The sequence below is a fragment of the Bacillus sp. FSL R5-0585 genome (genome assembly GCF_038004545.1).
GTDB classification, from domain to species: Bacteria; Bacillota; Bacilli; order Bacillales; family Bacillaceae_G; genus Bacillus_A; species Bacillus_A cereus.
The window spans coordinates 1,651,024-1,667,594 of record NZ_JBBORJ010000001.1 but is presented as its reverse complement, the minus strand read 5'-3'; the positions used below and the strand labels follow the sequence as shown (position 1 = coordinate 1,667,594).

The following is a 16,571-nucleotide window of genomic DNA, read 5'->3' as shown; positions in this document are numbered from 1 at the left end:
TTAATAACATACAATTATTTCTCAAAATTTTTTGCCTTGAATTAACATATAATTATTTTTGGGGGTAATTATGCAAGAAGCATTATAAAGTGAAACTTTAATCAACCCTCGCCAATCGGGCTTTTCCGGGCAGTTGGTCCCCTCCCAACTTCTTTACTTTCCCGGAATTTTGAAATGGGACTCTTACTGCCCGGCAAATAACGGGATAAATTCCAATACGAATCTTACACACATCTTAGAATCATCCAAAACTGTTTTATTAATTAAATTCAAAAGAAATGAGGCTAACTATATGAGTGAAAAGATATTTAAAATAAACGGAATTGATATATGTACAGAAAGCTTTGGGAACCCTAAGAACCCTGCTATTTTATTAATTATGGGCGCTACATGTTCCATGGTTTATTGGGACGAAGAGTTTTGTGAGCTGTTGGCTAGTACGGGGAAGTTTGTTATTCGCTTTGATAACCGTGATGTTGGACGCTCTGTTGCCTATGAACCTAGAACTTCCAATTATACAGTAACAGATATGGCTGAAGATGCAATTGGAGTACTAGATGCTTATCATATTGATAAAGCTCACCTATTTGGTATGTCATTAGGTGGTATGATTGCTCAAATTGCTGCTGTAAAACATCCCGAAAGAATTTTGACGCTGACTTTACTAGCGACTAGTGTAATAGGATCTGATGACAATACTCACGATTTACCTCCAATGGATGAAAGGATTTTAACACATCATGTAAATGGCACAAGTATAGATTGGGCAAATAAAAATGATGTGGCAGAGTATTTAGTTTCAGGATCTCGTCTATTATGTGGATCAGAACGAATATTTGATGAAAATAGAGTTTATAAACAAGTAAAACAAGAAATAGAACGCGCAAACAATTTATTAAGTATGTTTAATCACGCTTTACTTCAAGGTGATGATGCATATGAAGGTGTACTTCAATCCATACAAGCACCTACATTAGTTATTCACGGAACAGACGATACAGCACTACCATTTGAACATGGCCTCGCACTAATTGATGAAATTCCAAACTCAGTACTATTAACCCTTAAAGGGGCAGGCCATGAAAACCATCCAGATGACTGGGAAAGCATAATTAACGCTGTTTCTAAACATACATCTAAAATTTAGATAAATAACTAATGGAAGGGGGCACAAATTGTGCCCCCTTCTAGTTACAAACAAAAACCCATCACTGTATTCGTATGTATAGTGATGGGGACTTTTTATATTTTTCTATGTTTAAAAAAATGGACAATCTAATTGATCAACAGATTCCCATAATTTTTTTTTTGCATTTTCGGTGGATGTATTTGTGTCTAGTGTCATGTTTTTAAAAGGGTTTACTTCGACTTTTAATAAGGATGAAGGCTCCACATATAATGAGAAAACATGGCTGCTTGGTAAAGCTTTTGAAACGTCAATATCTCCAACTTGTTTAAATAGTTGCTGCGCAGCAAAAAAGAAGAAATTAGTTGGATTTGATTGTTTATTCAGCCACGCAAGCATTTCAGGTGATACCGATTTATGAATATTGATTTTTACTCGATCACCACGTTTATATCGCCTAGATCGCATACTTCCACCAACTAACTTATCGTTAAGTTTGTAAATCCTAACTCTTTTTGCTTATGCTCTCTATATTTTGGCGAACAAGTATAGACTAATAATCCTCGTGCATTTGTAAATAACGGATTATCTACAAAGATTACATTTTTGAGTCGTCCTTTTTGCTTTAAAATCATTTTTAAACTGTTTTTAATAATTACTGCACCCCCGCCATAAATAAACACGTATGGATCGTCTTTCATATCATCAATTTTATTTATAATATCTGTTGCAACACGTGCTGCTAAACCTAATAGCGCTGGCTGTGATTCCTCAACTAATAAGGTATTTCTCGGATGCTTATCATTTAAATAAATTTGATTGAATTCTGTAATACTATCAATCGTTTTAGTTGGATACTTCCGGTTCCATCTCGTAATGATTTGTAGTAACGTCTCTTTTACACCATAAGATAAACCTTTACTTAGTTGCGGACGGAAATTCACCCCTAATGAAACGACTTCTTCTGTCGTCCCTGCACCAATATCAAAAGAGAGTAGAGTTTTATCTACAAAATCAATTTCAGAAACTTGATTTTGCTCACATTCTATTTTATGTTTCACAACATTTCCTTCTTCGTCGTATACAATGCCCCACGTACCAGAAGCGCCCTCAGGCAGGCATTTACAATACTCAATTGAAACATTAATTGTCACATCGCGTCCGTTCGGATAATGGAAAATAACCTTATGATTTCCCATATAACGTTTTGCATTTTCAGCAGCTATTTCTTGTGTAATAAGCTGCATAGGAAGAGCGACAGATAAATCATAACGAATATTAATATGGCTAGAAGTTGGACTTTGACGCATAGCGCTTACCGCCAAACCTGATAGTATTGTAATAACCATTAACTCATCCGTTGACTTATTCGATTTCTTCTCTACCTCAGTACCTTTTAATTGATCTTGAATAACTTTTTCTCCAACGATGTATCGTACATTATTTAGCATTAACGATGGCGAACTTATAGTCACATCAATGTGGTTTTCTAATTCAGATAATGAAACATCTACCTCATCTAAGAGTCCTGTAGGCTCACCTATATATAAAGAATAAATACTCGGAATAAAAATAGGGTCTTGCCCTTTCACCATTAACTTCAAACCGTTGTTTCCTGCATCTGCACCAGCTTTTAAAAGTATAGACATAACTACCCCCTAAATTAATCTGACATCCCTTCCAAATATATGCGAGCCCATTCTTTTACATTCAAATGTATTGTAATTTTTTATTTATCATAAAACCAAAATATTGCATACTTACATATTTCATGTAAAAATTATTTGACATGTTACTTTTCCAATTTTATACTTATGTTTGTAAAAAGTTTTTTACAATCGAGGGGGCAATTATTTATTGAATACTAAAAAAACTATTTTTATAATCATTGTTTTAGCATTAATTGCAATACTAGTACATGGCACATATAAATACATAACTGAAGGTTCTATTTTAGGTGGTACGATTTTTGCTATTTCGTTAATACTTAGTAATTTAATTAATCACATTACTTGGGGAGATCCCCACGGTGTGTCAGAAGAAAGTCAAGATGAGATGGGACAACAAATTACATATAAAAGCTTTAAAATTGCGTATTTTGTGCTTGTAGTTGTAATGTTCCTTTTATTAATCTTCTCCGAAGGATTTTCTATGGGGGCTAATTTAGATGGAGTAAAAAACCTCCCCCTGTTCATCGCAATTTGCTCTTCATTCTTTATTTATCCTATTGTCGAACTCATAGTTGCAAAACAATATAAGTAAAAAGATGAGGTTTTCTACATGTAGAAAACCTCATCTTTTTATATTTACATACTCTCTACAATTGCTTTTAATTTATTCACAGTCCGCCAATTCCTAACTGTAGCTGGTGTATGTAACTTCTGAAAATGGTTCATTAATTTAGAATTTCGAATGCTATTTTTGAAAAATAAATAAACGACCTTCTCATCTATATAGCAATCTTCAAGTTCACTTTTAAATGTAAGCAATTGACTACTCTCTTCTTCAGAAAGTACATTAGCTAAAAAAGCAATATGAACACTTTCTCCTTCTAACAATGAATGAACTTCATATGGACATTGTTTAATAATATTTATAAATTCATCATGTGTTCTTAGCATGACTGGAACATCGAAATCAAATTCTTTTTTTATTTCAGATTGTATTCGGTCCTTTAGAAAGTTTATACCTTCCTCAGATTCGAACACAATATTACCACTTTGTATATATGTTTTCACTTGTTTTAACCCTATTGATTCAAACACTCGTTTTAAATCAGCCATTTTGATTACTTTATGTCCACCGACATTGATTCCTCTTAGTAATGCAATATAAAGTGTCATATTATCCCCCCCACAGTAAAATGAACTTATCAATTGAATCGGTTTTCCCACTCATATTTCTCGGATATTTGTTTTAATTCTTCTAACATATCATGAATAGATAATACCTCAAATAAAATAATAGATTCACTTGAAAAATGGTGATGATAATGATTTGGTTTATAATCTTTTAAATCATTTTTATAACTCCAAGTTGGGATGTTAAAAAAATCACAAACTAACACTGTAAGAAAAACTGCAATTCCAGTTTTAATCACTCTTCCTCCAACGATATTCCATTTTCTATCTTGATTCATTTTTTATATCCTTCATTCCTGTTTCATTTTATATACATATATTATAGATTGTTAAAATAAAAAAACCTACTACTTGAATATTCAAGAGTAAGTTTTCTATCTCATTATTTCATTATAGGTAAATGCATTATTATTTGTTGGCCAATTGGTCCCATTCTTCTAAAACCTTTATCTTGGAAACCAACTTTTGCATATAAATTTTGTGCAGGAATATTTCTTTCATTCACAGCAAGTACAACTTCATTTTTTATTGGAAAATAACGTTTTACAAACTCTTCTAATAATAACAATGACTTTTTAGCGAATCCTTTTCTTTGTCTATTGTGATTAATAGAAAATGATGTTAAAAGTAAAGCATCCTTATTATCTGTGAACTCCTTTACTCTATCTCCCGTTTCCAATGCGAAAAGACCCACCGGTACCCCATTGTAATCTAAAATAACAATCACATTTTTTGTACGATCACTTTTTGCTTTCTCCAGTAATGCGCTTGGATCTGATGTAAACTGAACTTGTTCACTTGGTAAAGTAAATGTTTGTATAACTTCTTTATATTTCTCCTTATACGGAACTAATTGAATTTCCCCTGTGTGTATGTTCATGCTAAACTCTCCCATTTTTTAGCTTATTAACTTATACCTTGCTGTGCTTTTGAATGCACTCTTCCATCTAAAAAGGTAATTTCAACAAATGAATTTGGATTGTTTCCTTTCCAAGCAAAAATTTGTTTAATTTGTGTAGAATGTTCTACCCCTTCTTCTATAAGTAAATCTCCTTCAAAACCAATTAAATCTTTCACTTCTGTATAAGTCATCCCTTCATTTATACTCGAAAAATGATTTATATTGATAGACTCTTTCTGTTGCCTTTCCATCACAGTAGAAGAAGTTTCTGTTTGATTTTTCACTTCTTTTCTCTGTTCACACGCTGTCATACTGAAACCTAAGCATAAACTAAACAATATACATGCGCTTTTTTTCATCATAACAGTTGTCCCTCCCATCATAATTAAACCATATTTTCCCTTAAAAATAAACTGAATATTTAATATTATATTTGAAAACCTCGTACAATTAAGTACGAGGCTAATTTCATTTATTCAAATGATTATTTGATTGATCATCCTGTTCTTTTCTTAACTCTTGTTCTTCATCTTTTGGTAATTGTTTATCATTATCTTTAATTGGATTCGTTTCTCTATTTTCTATCATATCATTTGGAACTTGTGGCATTACTCGGCCCACAATAGCGGCTAATTCATCTAGTATACCTTCACCTGTTTTTCCTTTTTTAATTTGCTTTCCAATTTGTTTGAGCCGTTCATACGTATCAACATCTGCTACAACCACTGCATTAGCACCGTCAGGGTCATTTTTTAAACTTTCTGCAACAGAGTATTTAATTGATTCAACTCGAGTTCGATCAAGTTTTGCTTTTACATCAATACCTACAATAGCATATTTTCCAACAACGACCGCGGTTGCATCATTCACACCTGGCACACTTGCCGCTAAAGATGCTAAATGATCTGCTGCTTTTTCATTTGGCTTATTTGATTTATTCGTATAATTAACATTTTTCATTGAAACATTTTTTTGTTCCGGCTTTTCGTTTGGATTGTCTTTTTTTCCAATACTGCATCCAGTTATAACGAAGCAAAGCATCAATATATATATTAGAGTTTTCATTATTTTCACCACTTCACTATTAAGGTTTAATCATAAATTTTTTCAACAGCTTGCATTTTCTTTACCTTTTCCTCGGCCCCGCTATTAGCATTAATGAATATTTGGTACGTATCTTTTCCTAAAGTGCCTACAAATTCATAGCAAAGTACTTCATTATGCAAATCATTGACTACTAAAGCTTTACGTTCTTCCATGACTTTTACATCCGGATTGATTTTCTTTCTTGCTTCTGCTGCAGTTAGCTTTGCCGATGGAACTGTTCGCTTTTGATGTGACGCTAAATATTCTTTTGCGGAGAACCCAACGATAGAACCATCATCTAAAGCAATTTTCATTTGGATTGCTTCTGGATAAATTCGTACTCCATTTTGATTTACTACATACGTAAATACACCAACATTATCATATTGAGAGCTATCATAAAGCTCCATATTATTAAACTTATGGTCCTTTAAAAATTTCAAACCTTTACTACCTGCATCGTTTAAACTAACTTTCTGTTCTTTAATTTCGCGGTTATTCATAACCCAAATTGGATATCCGCCTTTTCCGGTAATATCCATATAGAACTCGTTGTTCGTTGCTTCATCTTTAATTTTCACACTATAGAAGGATTCTTTCGCACCTTTTCCGCTTTTCTCAACATCTACTTTTTCATTTCCTTTTAAATTCAAAAACGATTTGGCAATTTTCGCCGCTTCATCTTTAGAAATTGCCTTTCCTTCCGCTTCAAATCCGCCTTTTTTATTTTTTTGCGCACTTGTAAAGGTCGGTCCGAAGTTTGTAGAAGAATATGATGTTACGTTTTTCTCTACAGTTTTCAATCCATCAATAATTGTGTTATCTGCTGGATCGCGATTTGATGCAAGTGCCATTTCTACATCCATCCAGCGTAAATTATTTTTCAAAACAAGATGTTGTACTTTTCTTAGTTCATCTTGTATATTTCCTGCATTTGAATATAAAGTTTGCAACGTTTTATATTCTTGCTCATTTAACGGCTCTTTTTCTAAATCACGAATGGCTGCACGGTAACTGAAATCACCGATATTCGCTAAAAATTCTTCCGTTTTATTAAATGGCATTAATGTTAAAGGTAGTTGTCCTACATCTGAGCGAGCTTCAGATGTTAAACGCCATACATCCGCTAATGCAGGTGATAAAGATGATCGTGAATTCATCGCAAGTGTTGTGCCAATTTTATCGTGTAATAAATCGACTTCGTATGCTAAATCATGGAATGCACGTTGATAGCTATTTTCCGCTCGAATTAAAACCGCATTTTTCTCTTGGTGCTCTTTATAGCCCCAATAGCCTGTTCCTACTACACCGACTGTTAATAATACAATGATAATACCTCGTAACATTGTCCCACCTCCGCTCTATTTACAGAAAATATGTTTACCGATTTTTTTAATTTGTGGACGAGTCCAAATCCATTTACTAGTCGCAGTATCTGGATTGAAATAATATAAAGCATTTCCTGTTGGATCCCATCCGTTAATCGCATCTAAAACTGCTTTTTTTGCTGTTTCATTTGGTGTTAAATATATTTGTCCATCGGCTACCGCTGTAAATGCTCTAGGTTCAAAGATTACACCTGAAACAGTATTTGGGAATGACGCACTTGTAACACGGTTCAAAATAACAGCAGCTACTGCAACTTGTCCTAAATACGGTTCACCACGTGATTCTCCGTATACTGCGTTTGCCATCAGCTGAATATCATTTTGAGAATAACCGTTCGGAACATTTGTCCCTTTATTTTGAGGTGGTTTATTCTCTTGTGCAGTTCCGCCGCTATTTCCTTTATTCGTTGTCGTCCCTTTATTAGCAGTTGACTTGTCATACTTCGTTGCCTTCACGAGCATTTGCTTCGTTTTAGCTCCAGCTAAACCATCAACGGGTAATCCGAATTTCTCTTGAAAATTCCGAAGTGCCCAGTATGTACCCCATCCGAAAACACCATCCACTTTTCCCGTATAAAATCCGTTATATTTCAAACGAGATTGCAGTTCAATGACATCTTCGCCAGATGCTCCTCTTTGAATAACTTGATTAGAAAAAGCTTCTACATTCTTTAGTTGTATACTACTGACCATTAAAGACAGTCCTATGAACGCAAGTAAAACCGCTATTTTAAAAATAGCTTTTTGGCGCATAATTTTCCCTCCTTAATTACGGAAATGATTTCTTGGTTATGTTTTGTAAAAGCCTCGCTTTTATGTAAAGAAGACAAAAAAATCCAAACTAATATCGTTGAAAAAATATGTAAACAATATAAAAAAAGGATAAAAGGAGTTCATCATGAAGAAATCGTTAAAACGCGTCGCACTCGTCATTCTGTTCCTAACAACATGTTCAAATATATATACAGGCTCATCAATTGTTCATGCGCAGCCGCCGTATGCCAAATGGGGTAAACTTGCCGTAGAAAAGACGAAAGAACAATACCCAAAAGCAGAAATTATTGACTATCTTCATATAGGTAGAAAACCAAAAACAGTTCAAATAACTGTTGAAAAATTTAAATTGTGGTTACGTGAAGATGGAAAAGAATATGGTGTTTTTGTTGATGTAGAATTTGAAACGAAGACGGAGAAATTTATAAAGTTGTCGTTTCAGAAGACGAGTAGATAAAATGAAAGAAACCCGGCTGTTATGAATCTAAATAGCCGGGTTTCTTTCATTTCTAAAATTCTTTTCTAAAGTTTCGATTCCCTAAAAATCTTACCAATATACAAATAGTGCCAATTACAACTGCTATCCCTATACTGTATAAAAGTACTCTACCATATCCACCTATTCTCGGATCTAAAAATGGATAAGGATACCAATTCACGATTGGACCACGAATTAAGCTATATACAACGTAAAAAAACGGGAATAAGAGCCAACTTGAAGCTTGTTTCCAAGTGATTTTCTTATTTGGTGGATTTAATATCCAATCTAAAAGCATAGCAATTGGCATGATATAATGTAACACCGTATTTACCCATGGTATTGCCGTTTGAAGTGATTCTTCTAACCCTCTTAATAATAAAAAATAAATGAGTCCAGTCGTAAGTATGTATACCGTTGCTGCACCACGAAGTATACTAAACTGTTCTGATCGACCAAATGTAGCTGTTCCGATACTACTCAAAAGGAGAATACATGCAACTAAAATGTTACTTTCGATCGTAAAGAAACTAAAAAAGTTAACTGGATTGAACGGTTTCACTTGTGCCCTGATTATGAATTGCGTAATAATGGCGCTACATACTAGAAGACTTAAACAGAATCTAAATAAAGATAAAATTTTTTCATCCTTCATGCATTCCCTCCTTTTCTTATATATAATTTGAATTTCCCTGTACATGCTCAATAAATAATTTTAACGGAACGAGCCCACGTTTTGGCATATGACTACTTATAATAGATACTACTTCTAATTGAGGAATGATAACGATGTATTGTCCACCGTATCCCATAGCGAAATATATACAATACGGTATGTGAAATCTTTCATTATGTAATACCCACCAGTGATATCCATATGCGCCGACATGTTCATATGTTTCAAATTGCGCCCTACTTGATTCTTCTAACCATTTCGCTGATACAATTTCTTTTTCATTCCAATATCCATTTTGCAAACATAATTTTCCTAATTTTAATAAATCGGTAGATTTCATTTTCATACCGAAGCCACCTACATATATACCCTGCGGATCTTGTTGCCACTCGTATTCGTTAATTTTTAATGGATCAAATAAATATTTCTTTGCAAACCGCTCTGTCGACATTCCAGTAGCTTTTTGAATAATATAGCTCAGTAAATGAGAAGAACCTGAATTATAATTCATTTTTGTAGCAGGTTCTTCAATTATTGACTTTTCTAATATGTACTGTACCCAGTTCTCTGATTCTACAAAGTCATTTGGGAATACTACTCCATTCCCAAACTCTTTCCAGTCCTCACCAGTAGTCATTGTTAATAAGTGATATAGCGTTAAATCATGTTTTTCCCCAGGTACATTTTCAATCCACTCTGTAATTGATGTATGTATATCATTTATATAGCCCTTATCAATTGCAATACCAATTAATAAAGATACGATACTTTTTGTAATCGAATTTATTTTATATAAGTTATTTGCACATTCGGGTGTTTTATAATACTCAGTTGTTAATTCCCCTTTTTGATAAACAAGAAATGTATTCACTTTTTTCTTTTCGAATTTATTTTCTAGTTGCTTGAAATCCAAAAACTTTACCTCCATTTAAATAGTTACTCCATTTATTATATCTTGTTCCTTCATTTTAAACATAATTGTGCTCAAATAAAAATAAACCTGTCAGCCATAATGAACTGACAGGTTTATTTTTATAATTTCGTACGAACATTCCAAAGCTCTGGGAAGAATTGTTGATCAAGTACTCGCTTTAAATAAGAAACACCGGAGGATCCACCTGTACCCATTTTATGTCCAATAATTCTTTCTACTGTTTTCATATGACGGAAACGCCATTGTTGTAGCCAGTCTTCAATATCAATCAATTTTTCAGCAAGCTGATATAAATTCCAATATTTTTTCACATCCGCATACACTTCCAACCATGCTGCTTCTACTGTTGCATCTTCTTCATAAGGCTGCGTAATATCACGGTTTAATACATCTTTATGAATAGGGAATCCTTCTTTTACTAATGCTTGAATCGCGACATCATATAGACTTGGTGCATGTAGCGCTTTATGAAGTCGTGCATGTAATTCTGGATCCTTTTCATAAATTTTTAATGCGTGTGGCGTTTTATAGCCAAGTGCATACTCAATCATACGATATTGATACGATTGAAAACCTGAAGCTTGACCGAGTGAATCACGAAACTCAATATATTCTGATGGTGTTAATGTCGCAAGAATATCCCAAGATTGAATAATTTGAGACTGAATTTTTGATACACGTGCTAACATTTTAAAAGCTGGTTGTAATTTATCTTGTTTAATAGATTCAATCGCCGCATTTAGCTCATGTAAAATGAGCTTCATCCAAAGCTCACTTGTTTGGTGAATAACGATAAATAACATTTCATCATGATGGTCCGATAATCTTTTTTGAGAAGATAGTAAACTATCTAATTGTAAATACTCCCCATACGTCATATTCTCTTTAAAATCCGTATGAATCCCTTTTTCCATAATTACTTTTTCATTTTCTTTCATATTAGCCAAACGCCCCTTTTATATGATTCTACTTATATTGGTCTAATAACGGCTCGAACTGGACTTCCATCTGCATCAGTTAATGCAAGTGGTAATGCAATAAGTTCATAATCACCGTCTGCTACATGATCTAGTACGACATTTTCTAAAATATGAATTCCATGTTTAAACAATTGATGATGCGCTGCTAGTTCTTTATCATCTAGCGGATCAACTGATGGTACATCTACTCCGATTAAACGAATACCTTTCTCTGAAAGAAACGACGCTATGTCTGCACGTAAATGAGGGATCACCTCTGGAAATTCTTCAGCTTTTCCATGTGAAGATGTACGTAATAATAATCGTTCTACACCTTCTAAATGAAAGCTTTCTAATTCCTTTTTCCCGATGCTTTCAAGATTAGAAACGTCAATAATCCGTGCTGGGCCAACATAAACTTGAACATCTAAATCCAATACTTTCTTTCCATCATTATCAAAATGAAATGGTGCATCAATATGAGTGCCTGTATGAATACTCATCGTTAACTTTCCGACATTTACTGAGCCACTTTCTTCTTTTGACCATGAAACTTCATACGAGAACGGTGTGTCTCCTGGCCACGTTGCAATATTATTATTTAGCGGTTGTGAAATATCAATCCACTCTGATGTTTTCATATTTATGCCACAACCTCTCGCTTATTTTCAAACTGCTTATACTCTTCATTTTTCATAATTTTCTTTAATATTTGTACAGATTTCCACACTTCTTCGTATGTGTTATATAAAGCGACCGGCGCAAGTCTCACCCCATTTGGCGCTCTAAAATCTGGAATTACTCCATTTGCTTTTAGTGCTTTACATATACGTGCTGCTTCTGCATGCTCTAAATAAATGTGCCCGCCTCGTTTTTCATCCTCTAATGGATTTCCAATTGTAAATTCGAAATCTTTTAATTCATGTCCAATTAAATTCAGCATGTATCTCGTAATATGTAAAGATTTCTCACGTAAACGTTCAATACCAGCATCTTTGAAAATTTCAAGTGAACCAATTAATGGTGCTGTACTTAAAACGTGCGGTGTACCAATTTGATAAGCACCTGCATGATCAGCAGCTGTTAATGTATGCTCCATATCAAACTGCTTATCTTTTCTAGAACTAAACCATCCAGACAACCCTGGCAGTCTATTAAAATGTTTATTATTCACATAAATTCCTGCAACGCCACCCGGTCCTGCATTTAAATATTTATAATTGCACCAAACAGCAAAATCGACATCCCAATCTTTGAAATGATGCGGAATAGATCCTATTGAATGGCATAAATCAAATCCAATGTGAATGCCGCGTTTATGAGCTTCCGTTGTTAAACGTTTCATATCAAGAATTTGACCACTTCTATATAAAACAGAAGGTAATAAAATTAAAGCGATATCATCTTCCATCGCATGGATAATATCTTCTTCAGAAAGTGTTCTACCATCTCGGCTTTTCACTCTTACTAAATGCTCCTCTGGATCTAATCCTTTTAAACGAATTTGACTTTGAAGTGCATAAATATCTGATGGGAAAGTCAATTCATCCGCAAGTATTTTTGTACGTATTCCTTTCGGCTCATAAAACGTCGCAATAACTTGGTGTATATTTGTAGTTGTGGAACCGGTTACAATAGTTTCTTCCGGTAAAGCTCCAATAAGAGGGGCTGTAAGTTTACCTAATTTCTCTGAAAGGAAAAACCACGGATGCTCACCTTCTGTCCAGCCGTCAATACCATACTCTTTCCACGAATCTAGCAACGTAAGTAATGATTTCTCTGCTCTTTTTGAAAGTAGCCCTAATGAGTTTCCATCTAAATATATAGTACCTTCTTTTTTATAGAATTCAGTTTGAAAATCTTTCAGTTCATCATGTTTATCACATTCAAGCGCATATTCATAAGTTGGTTGAAATGGTTCTTTATACATGGTGTCACCTTCTCTTAATTTTCTTTTTATTCTAACTAATTGAAATATATCACCTTAATTGATACAACGTCAATGATATTATGTCAGTTGACTTTATATATGAACTTCTTTTACAATACAATTATATTTTCAGATATTTCAGTATAAAGAGGTGATTCTTTGAAAAACAGTACCCTTTCATCAAGAAAACACCGCTCCTTAGAAACGAAGAAGAAACTATTACACTCTGGTTACACTATTTTTATACGTAACGGATTTCAAAAAACGACAATTACACAAATTATTAAACATGCAGAAACCGGATATGGTACAGCATATGTATACTTCAAAAACAAAGATGATCTCCTAATTAGTTTAATGGAAGATGTTATGAATCGTTTTTATAATATCGCTGGACGCTCTTTTTCTCCACAAACAAAAGAGGAGGCACGTATAATGATCCAAAATCAAGTTAGAGCATTCCTGCAATTAGCAAATGAAGAACGCGCTATTTTGCAAGTTGTAGAGGAAGCGATAGGATTATCAAGAGAAATACGGCAAAAATGGGGTGAGATTCGGGAACGTTTTATAACAAGCATTAAACAGGATATTACTTACTCTCAAGAAAGTGGATTAGCACAACCTAATTTAAATAAAGAGATTGTAGCACGCGGTTGGTTCGCGATGAATGAATCGTTTCTTTGGACTATTACGCAAAATGACAAAAAGATTAACTTAGAGGAAATTGTGTATACGTTAACGGAGATGTATACGACCGGGTTATATAAATAGCACACCTTCAATAAGTAAGGTGTGTTATTTTACATCTATAAAAATATATTATCTGGGTATGGTAGTGCTAAAGTAGGCTTTTCAGAAAATGAGAAATATTGTAGTTTTAAAGATTCACCATCTATCGATTTCAGTTTTCCACTAATAACTTCACACTCAAACACAACAACAATATATTCTACTTGATCGCCATTCGGATATATATGACGGAACCTTTCCCCTCCAAATACCCCTTTTTGTTTTTTTACTTGCACTTTCAAACCCGTTTCTTCCCACACTTCACGAACTACCGCTTCTTCTGGAGTTTCTCCAGGCTCAATTGCTCCAGCTGGCAAACTCCAGTATTCTCCGCCAGGATATTGAAATAAGATTTCTCCCTGCTCGTTTTTAATAACTGCAGCTACACTTGGCATGAATATTAGTTCATGTCCTAATTGCTCCCGGATTTTTTTATAATATAGCGACATCGACATATAATTCTCTCCCACTCCATTAATGAATAACTGTATTTTCTGACATATATTCTATAATAATACCAATAACAATTTCTATATAGAAAGGATAAGAAAATGACCCAAGTACAACTAGTAAATAGCTTTCTATCATTTTTAGGTACGACAAAACAGCCTACTAGCTTAAAGTTTTTAAATGAGCTTATTAAAGCTCATCAAGAAAAAATAAAATGGGAAACCCTTACTAAAATAATTGACTGGGAAAAGGGTAATGAAACAGGTAATTATTTTCCTTCCATTGAGACATACATAAACCGTATTACAACAAAAGGTCTCGGGGGTACTTGTTGGACGCACTCAATTGGATTCCATTGGTTATTATCAAATCTTGGTTTTAATGTTCATTATATGTATATGGATCCCGGACATTTATGCTTACGGGTTAACTTAGACCAACCTTATTATGTTGATGTTGGTTATTGTGCACCTTTATTCCAAGCTTACCCACTTTATGAATCATTTCAAGTAAGTAATGTAAGAGAAACTTTCACTTATGAAGTCTCAAAAATAAGATTGAAATTACTAGAAATCCAGGTCCCACAAAAACCTTACACATAGAACCAATACACTTATCAAATATGAAAGAACTTATTTCAAGGTCTAATGATTGGCGTACATCTCCTGTATTAAAGAAAATTCAGATTTTCGGTTATATCGATGGCATTCCGACTTCTATAAATGATAATGTTTTAAAACAATATTTCCAAGGTAAGAAAAGAGAACAAATCATTACATCTTCTTAACTTAATTATTGGATAACAGAAAGATTTTGTGTTGATAAAGAAATATATGAAAGAGCTATTGAGATTTTCAATGAAAAATCTTCAAACAGTAAAAGCGTTACTCATGAGATTGAGTAACGCTTTTACCTTAATATATTTTTAATATTAATCTTCTTTATGATAAGCAGCTTCTACACATTCTGCTAGACGCTCCATTTGTTCCATAGTTAAACCTCGTGATATCCAGCCTGTTAACTTATACATCATTTTATAATAAAAATTACTAGGTTCATATTCTGAAATTAATGTTAGTGCTGTACCTTCCTCATCTTCTTCTAACATATAAGTCATTGCTGAATATCCTTGCTTCATTTCACTACCAAGTGAAATAATATGCGGTGCATCGTATTCAAGGATTTCTACTTCAGCCTCGAATATTTTCTTACCGACTTTTTGAACAGAAATATATTTATCTCCTACACGTGGATTCTCTTTATCCATATTTGAAGGATAGCGATTTTCTATTATAAACGTATTCCATTCTTTTATTTTTTCATCTTCTATTATATAGTCACATACAATATCCATTGGTGCTTTTATTACTATTTCAATTGCAAAACTCATTATACTGCCCCTCTCAAATACCCTATCCATTTCTATTTAACTAAATCATTATGCCATATTTTATATAGTGAAATACAAGTAGAATTTTAACTTTTTATTGTGAGGGGGATTCAATAAATAATCATTTTTTATTAATTTAAAAACTTATTCATACAAAATATTTTATTAAAGATACAACAATTAAAAAAACCACGAGTAGTAAAGCAATCCCTATACTTCTATTTTCTTTTTCGTTATTTTTTAAATTTTGCACGCCTAAGCTAACTAACATAAACCCTAAAAGCGTTTGTAAAATTAGCATACTCAGTTCCGAAGTATCATTCCAACTATAAATGGAATACCCCATTATAATAATTGCAAGTAAAACAGTTACGATCCTATTCATACGCAAATCCCCCCTTTTTAAAAAGAAACCGCTAAGTTTCCTTAGCGGTTTTATTAACAATTTATATTTAGTAAATGTGCTTTTCATGAATTTGATATAAGTCAAAAGAATTTCCTGTCCAATATAACTACGCATGTTAGCCCACTTCTTCTTTATCCAGTCTACTTACAATTCCAACTATAAATTTATATTCAATCCTCCTCTTCTTAACCTTTTTAAACCTTTCTTTCGTATCAAAAATTAAACACGTTTTCCGAAACCACACTCGTACATATAAAGACTCAAAATAAATAGGTTTTATAATTCCTCGTTCTTCAAATTCAGTCCCATCTTTATTTTCAGTTTCCGTTCGAACAAACCACCTATTCCCGATTCCAATTTCAATATACTTCACACACTAACCCCCATTAGGAAATTTTCCTTCTAACAATTCTATTATTTCCC

General features: G+C 33.4%; 21 protein-coding genes and 2 pseudogenes. 5 read left to right on the top strand and 18 right to left on the bottom strand.

The window, feature by feature from the left end; all coding sequences use genetic code 11:
• Window positions 1-292 precede the first annotated feature (292 nt).
• Window positions 293-1,147, top strand: coding sequence for an alpha/beta fold hydrolase (locus tag MKY38_RS08710; protein ID WP_114555508.1), 855 nt, complete (start codon window positions 293-295; stop codon window positions 1,145-1,147).
• A 111-nt stretch (window positions 1,148-1,258) separates the two neighbouring features.
• Here the strand turns inward: MKY38_RS08710 and MKY38_RS08705 are convergent, their stop codons facing one another.
• Entirely contained in the window at window positions 1,259-1,594 is a 336-nt protein-coding gene (locus MKY38_RS08705) for a hypothetical protein (RefSeq protein ID WP_001257760.1), read from the bottom strand.
• Between the two features lie 11 nt (window positions 1,595-1,605).
• A complete protein-coding gene (locus MKY38_RS08700) occupies window positions 1,606-2,775 on the bottom strand; it encodes a ParM/StbA family protein (protein WP_000025622.1) in 1,170 nt (389 codons plus the stop codon).
• A gap of 208 nt (window positions 2,776-2,983) precedes the next feature.
• Here MKY38_RS08700 and MKY38_RS08695 point away from each other — a divergent pair, with 208 nt between their 5' ends.
• Window positions 2,984-3,388 carry a hypothetical protein gene (locus tag MKY38_RS08695; protein WP_001093141.1) on the top strand — a complete coding sequence of 135 codons (405 nt, stop codon included), beginning with the start codon at window positions 2,984-2,986 and terminating at the stop codon, window positions 3,386-3,388.
• A gap of 44 nt (window positions 3,389-3,432) precedes the next feature.
• Here MKY38_RS08695 and MKY38_RS08690 read toward each other — a convergent pair whose 3' ends face one another.
• The 7 genes and pseudogenes from MKY38_RS08690 to sleB form a co-directional block, all read right to left on the bottom strand.
• Window positions 3,433-3,969, bottom strand: coding sequence for a DUF1697 domain-containing protein (locus MKY38_RS08690; protein WP_065224879.1), 537 nt, complete (start codon window positions 3,967-3,969; stop codon window positions 3,433-3,435).
• Between the two features lie 224 nt (window positions 3,970-4,193).
• A pseudogene (locus MKY38_RS08685) lies at window positions 4,194-4,265 on the bottom strand (hypothetical protein); the annotation flags it as partial.
• 104 nt (window positions 4,266-4,369) lie between these two features.
• On the bottom strand, window positions 4,370-4,882 hold the full coding sequence (locus MKY38_RS08680; RefSeq protein WP_137049658.1) for a GNAT family N-acetyltransferase: 513 nt from the start codon (window positions 4,880-4,882) through the stop codon (window positions 4,370-4,372).
• 11 nt (window positions 4,883-4,893) lie between these two features.
• Window positions 4,894-5,250: a hypothetical protein gene (locus MKY38_RS08675; protein ID WP_078384562.1), complete on the bottom strand. Its 357-nt coding sequence runs from the start codon at window positions 5,248-5,250 to the stop codon at window positions 4,894-4,896.
• A gap of 106 nt (window positions 5,251-5,356) precedes the next feature.
• On the bottom strand, window positions 5,357-5,953 hold the full coding sequence (locus MKY38_RS08670; RefSeq protein ID WP_000854053.1) for a YhcN/YlaJ family sporulation lipoprotein: 597 nt from the start codon (window positions 5,951-5,953) through the stop codon (window positions 5,357-5,359).
• Between the two features lie 26 nt (window positions 5,954-5,979).
• The gene (gene ypeB, locus MKY38_RS08665) at window positions 5,980-7,320 is read right to left on the bottom strand and encodes a germination protein YpeB (RefSeq protein ID WP_046392791.1); all 1,341 of its coding nucleotides are present in this window, start codon (window positions 7,318-7,320) and stop codon (window positions 5,980-5,982) included.
• Between the two features lie 15 nt (window positions 7,321-7,335).
• On the bottom strand, window positions 7,336-8,115 hold the full coding sequence (sleB, locus tag MKY38_RS08660; RefSeq protein WP_001249053.1) for a spore cortex-lytic enzyme: 780 nt from the start codon (window positions 8,113-8,115) through the stop codon (window positions 7,336-7,338).
• A 145-nt stretch (window positions 8,116-8,260) separates the two neighbouring features.
• On the opposite strand from sleB, the gene MKY38_RS08655 reads away from it, so the two are divergent.
• Window positions 8,261-8,593: a DUF3889 domain-containing protein gene (locus tag MKY38_RS08655; RefSeq protein WP_000749154.1), complete on the top strand. Its 333-nt coding sequence runs from the start codon at window positions 8,261-8,263 to the stop codon at window positions 8,591-8,593.
• 52 nt (window positions 8,594-8,645) lie between these two features.
• On the opposite strand, the gene MKY38_RS08650 is transcribed toward MKY38_RS08655, so the two are convergent.
• From MKY38_RS08650 to kynU, 5 genes are all read right to left on the bottom strand, one after another.
• Window positions 8,646-9,269, bottom strand: coding sequence for a Pr6Pr family membrane protein (locus MKY38_RS08650; protein WP_078384563.1), 624 nt, complete (start codon window positions 9,267-9,269; stop codon window positions 8,646-8,648).
• 16 nt (window positions 9,270-9,285) lie between these two features.
• Complete coding sequence (locus tag MKY38_RS08645) at window positions 9,286-10,203, bottom strand: serine hydrolase domain-containing protein (RefSeq protein WP_078439520.1); 918 nt, start codon at window positions 10,201-10,203, stop codon at window positions 9,286-9,288.
• A 119-nt stretch (window positions 10,204-10,322) separates the two neighbouring features.
• Window positions 10,323-11,162: a tryptophan 2,3-dioxygenase gene (kynA, locus tag MKY38_RS08640; protein ID WP_078384565.1), complete on the bottom strand. Its 840-nt coding sequence runs from the start codon at window positions 11,160-11,162 to the stop codon at window positions 10,323-10,325.
• Window positions 11,163-11,194: 32 nt separating this feature from the next.
• Window positions 11,195-11,824 carry an arylformamidase gene (kynB, locus tag MKY38_RS08635; protein WP_000858074.1) on the bottom strand — a complete coding sequence of 210 codons (630 nt, stop codon included), beginning with the start codon at window positions 11,822-11,824 and terminating at the stop codon, window positions 11,195-11,197.
• A 2-nt stretch (window positions 11,825-11,826) separates the two neighbouring features.
• Entirely contained in the window at window positions 11,827-13,113 is a 1,287-nt protein-coding gene (gene kynU, locus MKY38_RS08630) for a kynureninase (RefSeq protein ID WP_114555513.1), read from the bottom strand.
• Window positions 13,114-13,272: 159 nt separating this feature from the next.
• On the opposite strand from kynU, the gene MKY38_RS08625 reads away from it, so the two are divergent.
• A complete protein-coding gene (locus MKY38_RS08625) occupies window positions 13,273-13,884 on the top strand; it encodes a TetR/AcrR family transcriptional regulator (protein WP_114555514.1) in 612 nt (203 codons plus the stop codon).
• A gap of 35 nt (window positions 13,885-13,919) precedes the next feature.
• On the opposite strand, the gene MKY38_RS08620 is transcribed toward MKY38_RS08625, so the two are convergent.
• Window positions 13,920-14,357, bottom strand: a complete 438-nt coding sequence (locus tag MKY38_RS08620; protein WP_114555515.1) for an NUDIX hydrolase — start codon at window positions 14,355-14,357, stop codon at window positions 13,920-13,922.
• A 96-nt stretch (window positions 14,358-14,453) separates the two neighbouring features.
• Here MKY38_RS08620 and MKY38_RS08615 point away from each other — a divergent pair.
• A pseudogene (locus MKY38_RS08615) lies at window positions 14,454-15,256 on the top strand (arylamine N-acetyltransferase).
• Between the two features lie 27 nt (window positions 15,257-15,283).
• Here the strand turns inward: MKY38_RS08615 and MKY38_RS08610 are convergent.
• The 3 genes from MKY38_RS08610 to MKY38_RS08600 all read right to left on the bottom strand — a co-directional run bounded on the left by MKY38_RS08610 (window position 15,284) and on the right by MKY38_RS08600 (window position 16,521).
• Entirely contained in the window at window positions 15,284-15,742 is a 459-nt protein-coding gene (locus tag MKY38_RS08610) for an SRPBCC family protein (protein ID WP_046392796.1), read from the bottom strand.
• 148 nt (window positions 15,743-15,890) lie between these two features.
• Window positions 15,891-16,127: a DUF3953 domain-containing protein gene (locus tag MKY38_RS08605; protein ID WP_114555516.1), complete on the bottom strand. Its 237-nt coding sequence runs from the start codon at window positions 16,125-16,127 to the stop codon at window positions 15,891-15,893.
• Between the two features lie 136 nt (window positions 16,128-16,263).
• A complete protein-coding gene (locus MKY38_RS08600; protein ID WP_078384571.1) occupies window positions 16,264-16,521 on the bottom strand; it encodes a DUF3977 family protein in 258 nt (85 codons plus the stop codon).
• Window positions 16,522-16,571: the final 50 nt, after the last annotated feature.

What these genes read in the sequence shown, in the direction of transcription:
- kynA (WP_078384565.1), bottom strand. Translation starts at nt 11,162, where the DNA reads ATGAAAGAAAATGAAAAAGTAATTATGGAAAAAGGGATTCATACGGAT.
- MKY38_RS08700 (WP_000025622.1), bottom strand. Translation starts at nt 2,775, where the DNA reads ATGTCTATACTTTTAAAAGCTGGTGCAGATGCAGGAAACAACGGTTTG.
- MKY38_RS08610 (WP_046392796.1), bottom strand. Translation starts at nt 15,742, where the DNA reads ATGAGTTTTGCAATTGAAATAGTAATAAAAGCACCAATGGATATTGTA.
- MKY38_RS08605 (WP_114555516.1), bottom strand. Translation starts at nt 16,127, where the DNA reads ATGAATAGGATCGTAACTGTTTTACTTGCAATTATTATAATGGGGTAT.
- MKY38_RS08690 (WP_065224879.1), bottom strand. Translation starts at nt 3,969, where the DNA reads ATGACACTTTATATTGCATTACTAAGAGGAATCAATGTCGGTGGACAT.
- MKY38_RS08705 (WP_001257760.1), bottom strand. Translation starts at nt 1,594, where the DNA reads ATGCGATCTAGGCGATATAAACGTGGTGATCGAGTAAAAATCAATATT.
- MKY38_RS08655 (WP_000749154.1), top strand. Translation starts at nt 8,261, where the DNA reads ATGAAGAAATCGTTAAAACGCGTCGCACTCGTCATTCTGTTCCTAACA.
- kynB (WP_000858074.1), bottom strand. Translation starts at nt 11,824, where the DNA reads ATGAAAACATCAGAGTGGATTGATATTTCACAACCGCTAAATAATAAT.
- ypeB (WP_046392791.1), bottom strand. Translation starts at nt 7,320, where the DNA reads ATGTTACGAGGTATTATCATTGTATTATTAACAGTCGGTGTAGTAGGA.
- MKY38_RS08710 (WP_114555508.1), top strand. Translation starts at nt 293, where the DNA reads ATGAGTGAAAAGATATTTAAAATAAACGGAATTGATATATGTACAGAA.
- sleB (WP_001249053.1), bottom strand. Translation starts at nt 8,115, where the DNA reads ATGCGCCAAAAAGCTATTTTTAAAATAGCGGTTTTACTTGCGTTCATA.
- MKY38_RS08680 (WP_137049658.1), bottom strand. Translation starts at nt 4,882, where the DNA reads ATGGGAGAGTTTAGCATGAACATACACACAGGGGAAATTCAATTAGTT.
- MKY38_RS08675 (WP_078384562.1), bottom strand. Translation starts at nt 5,250, where the DNA reads ATGATGAAAAAAAGCGCATGTATATTGTTTAGTTTATGCTTAGGTTTC.
- MKY38_RS08650 (WP_078384563.1), bottom strand. Translation starts at nt 9,269, where the DNA reads ATGAAGGATGAAAAAATTTTATCTTTATTTAGATTCTGTTTAAGTCTT.
- MKY38_RS08670 (WP_000854053.1), bottom strand. Translation starts at nt 5,953, where the DNA reads ATGAAAACTCTAATATATATATTGATGCTTTGCTTCGTTATAACTGGA.
- MKY38_RS08620 (WP_114555515.1), bottom strand. Translation starts at nt 14,357, where the DNA reads ATGTCGATGTCGCTATATTATAAAAAAATCCGGGAGCAATTAGGACAT.
- kynU (WP_114555513.1), bottom strand. Translation starts at nt 13,113, where the DNA reads ATGTATAAAGAACCATTTCAACCAACTTATGAATATGCGCTTGAATGT.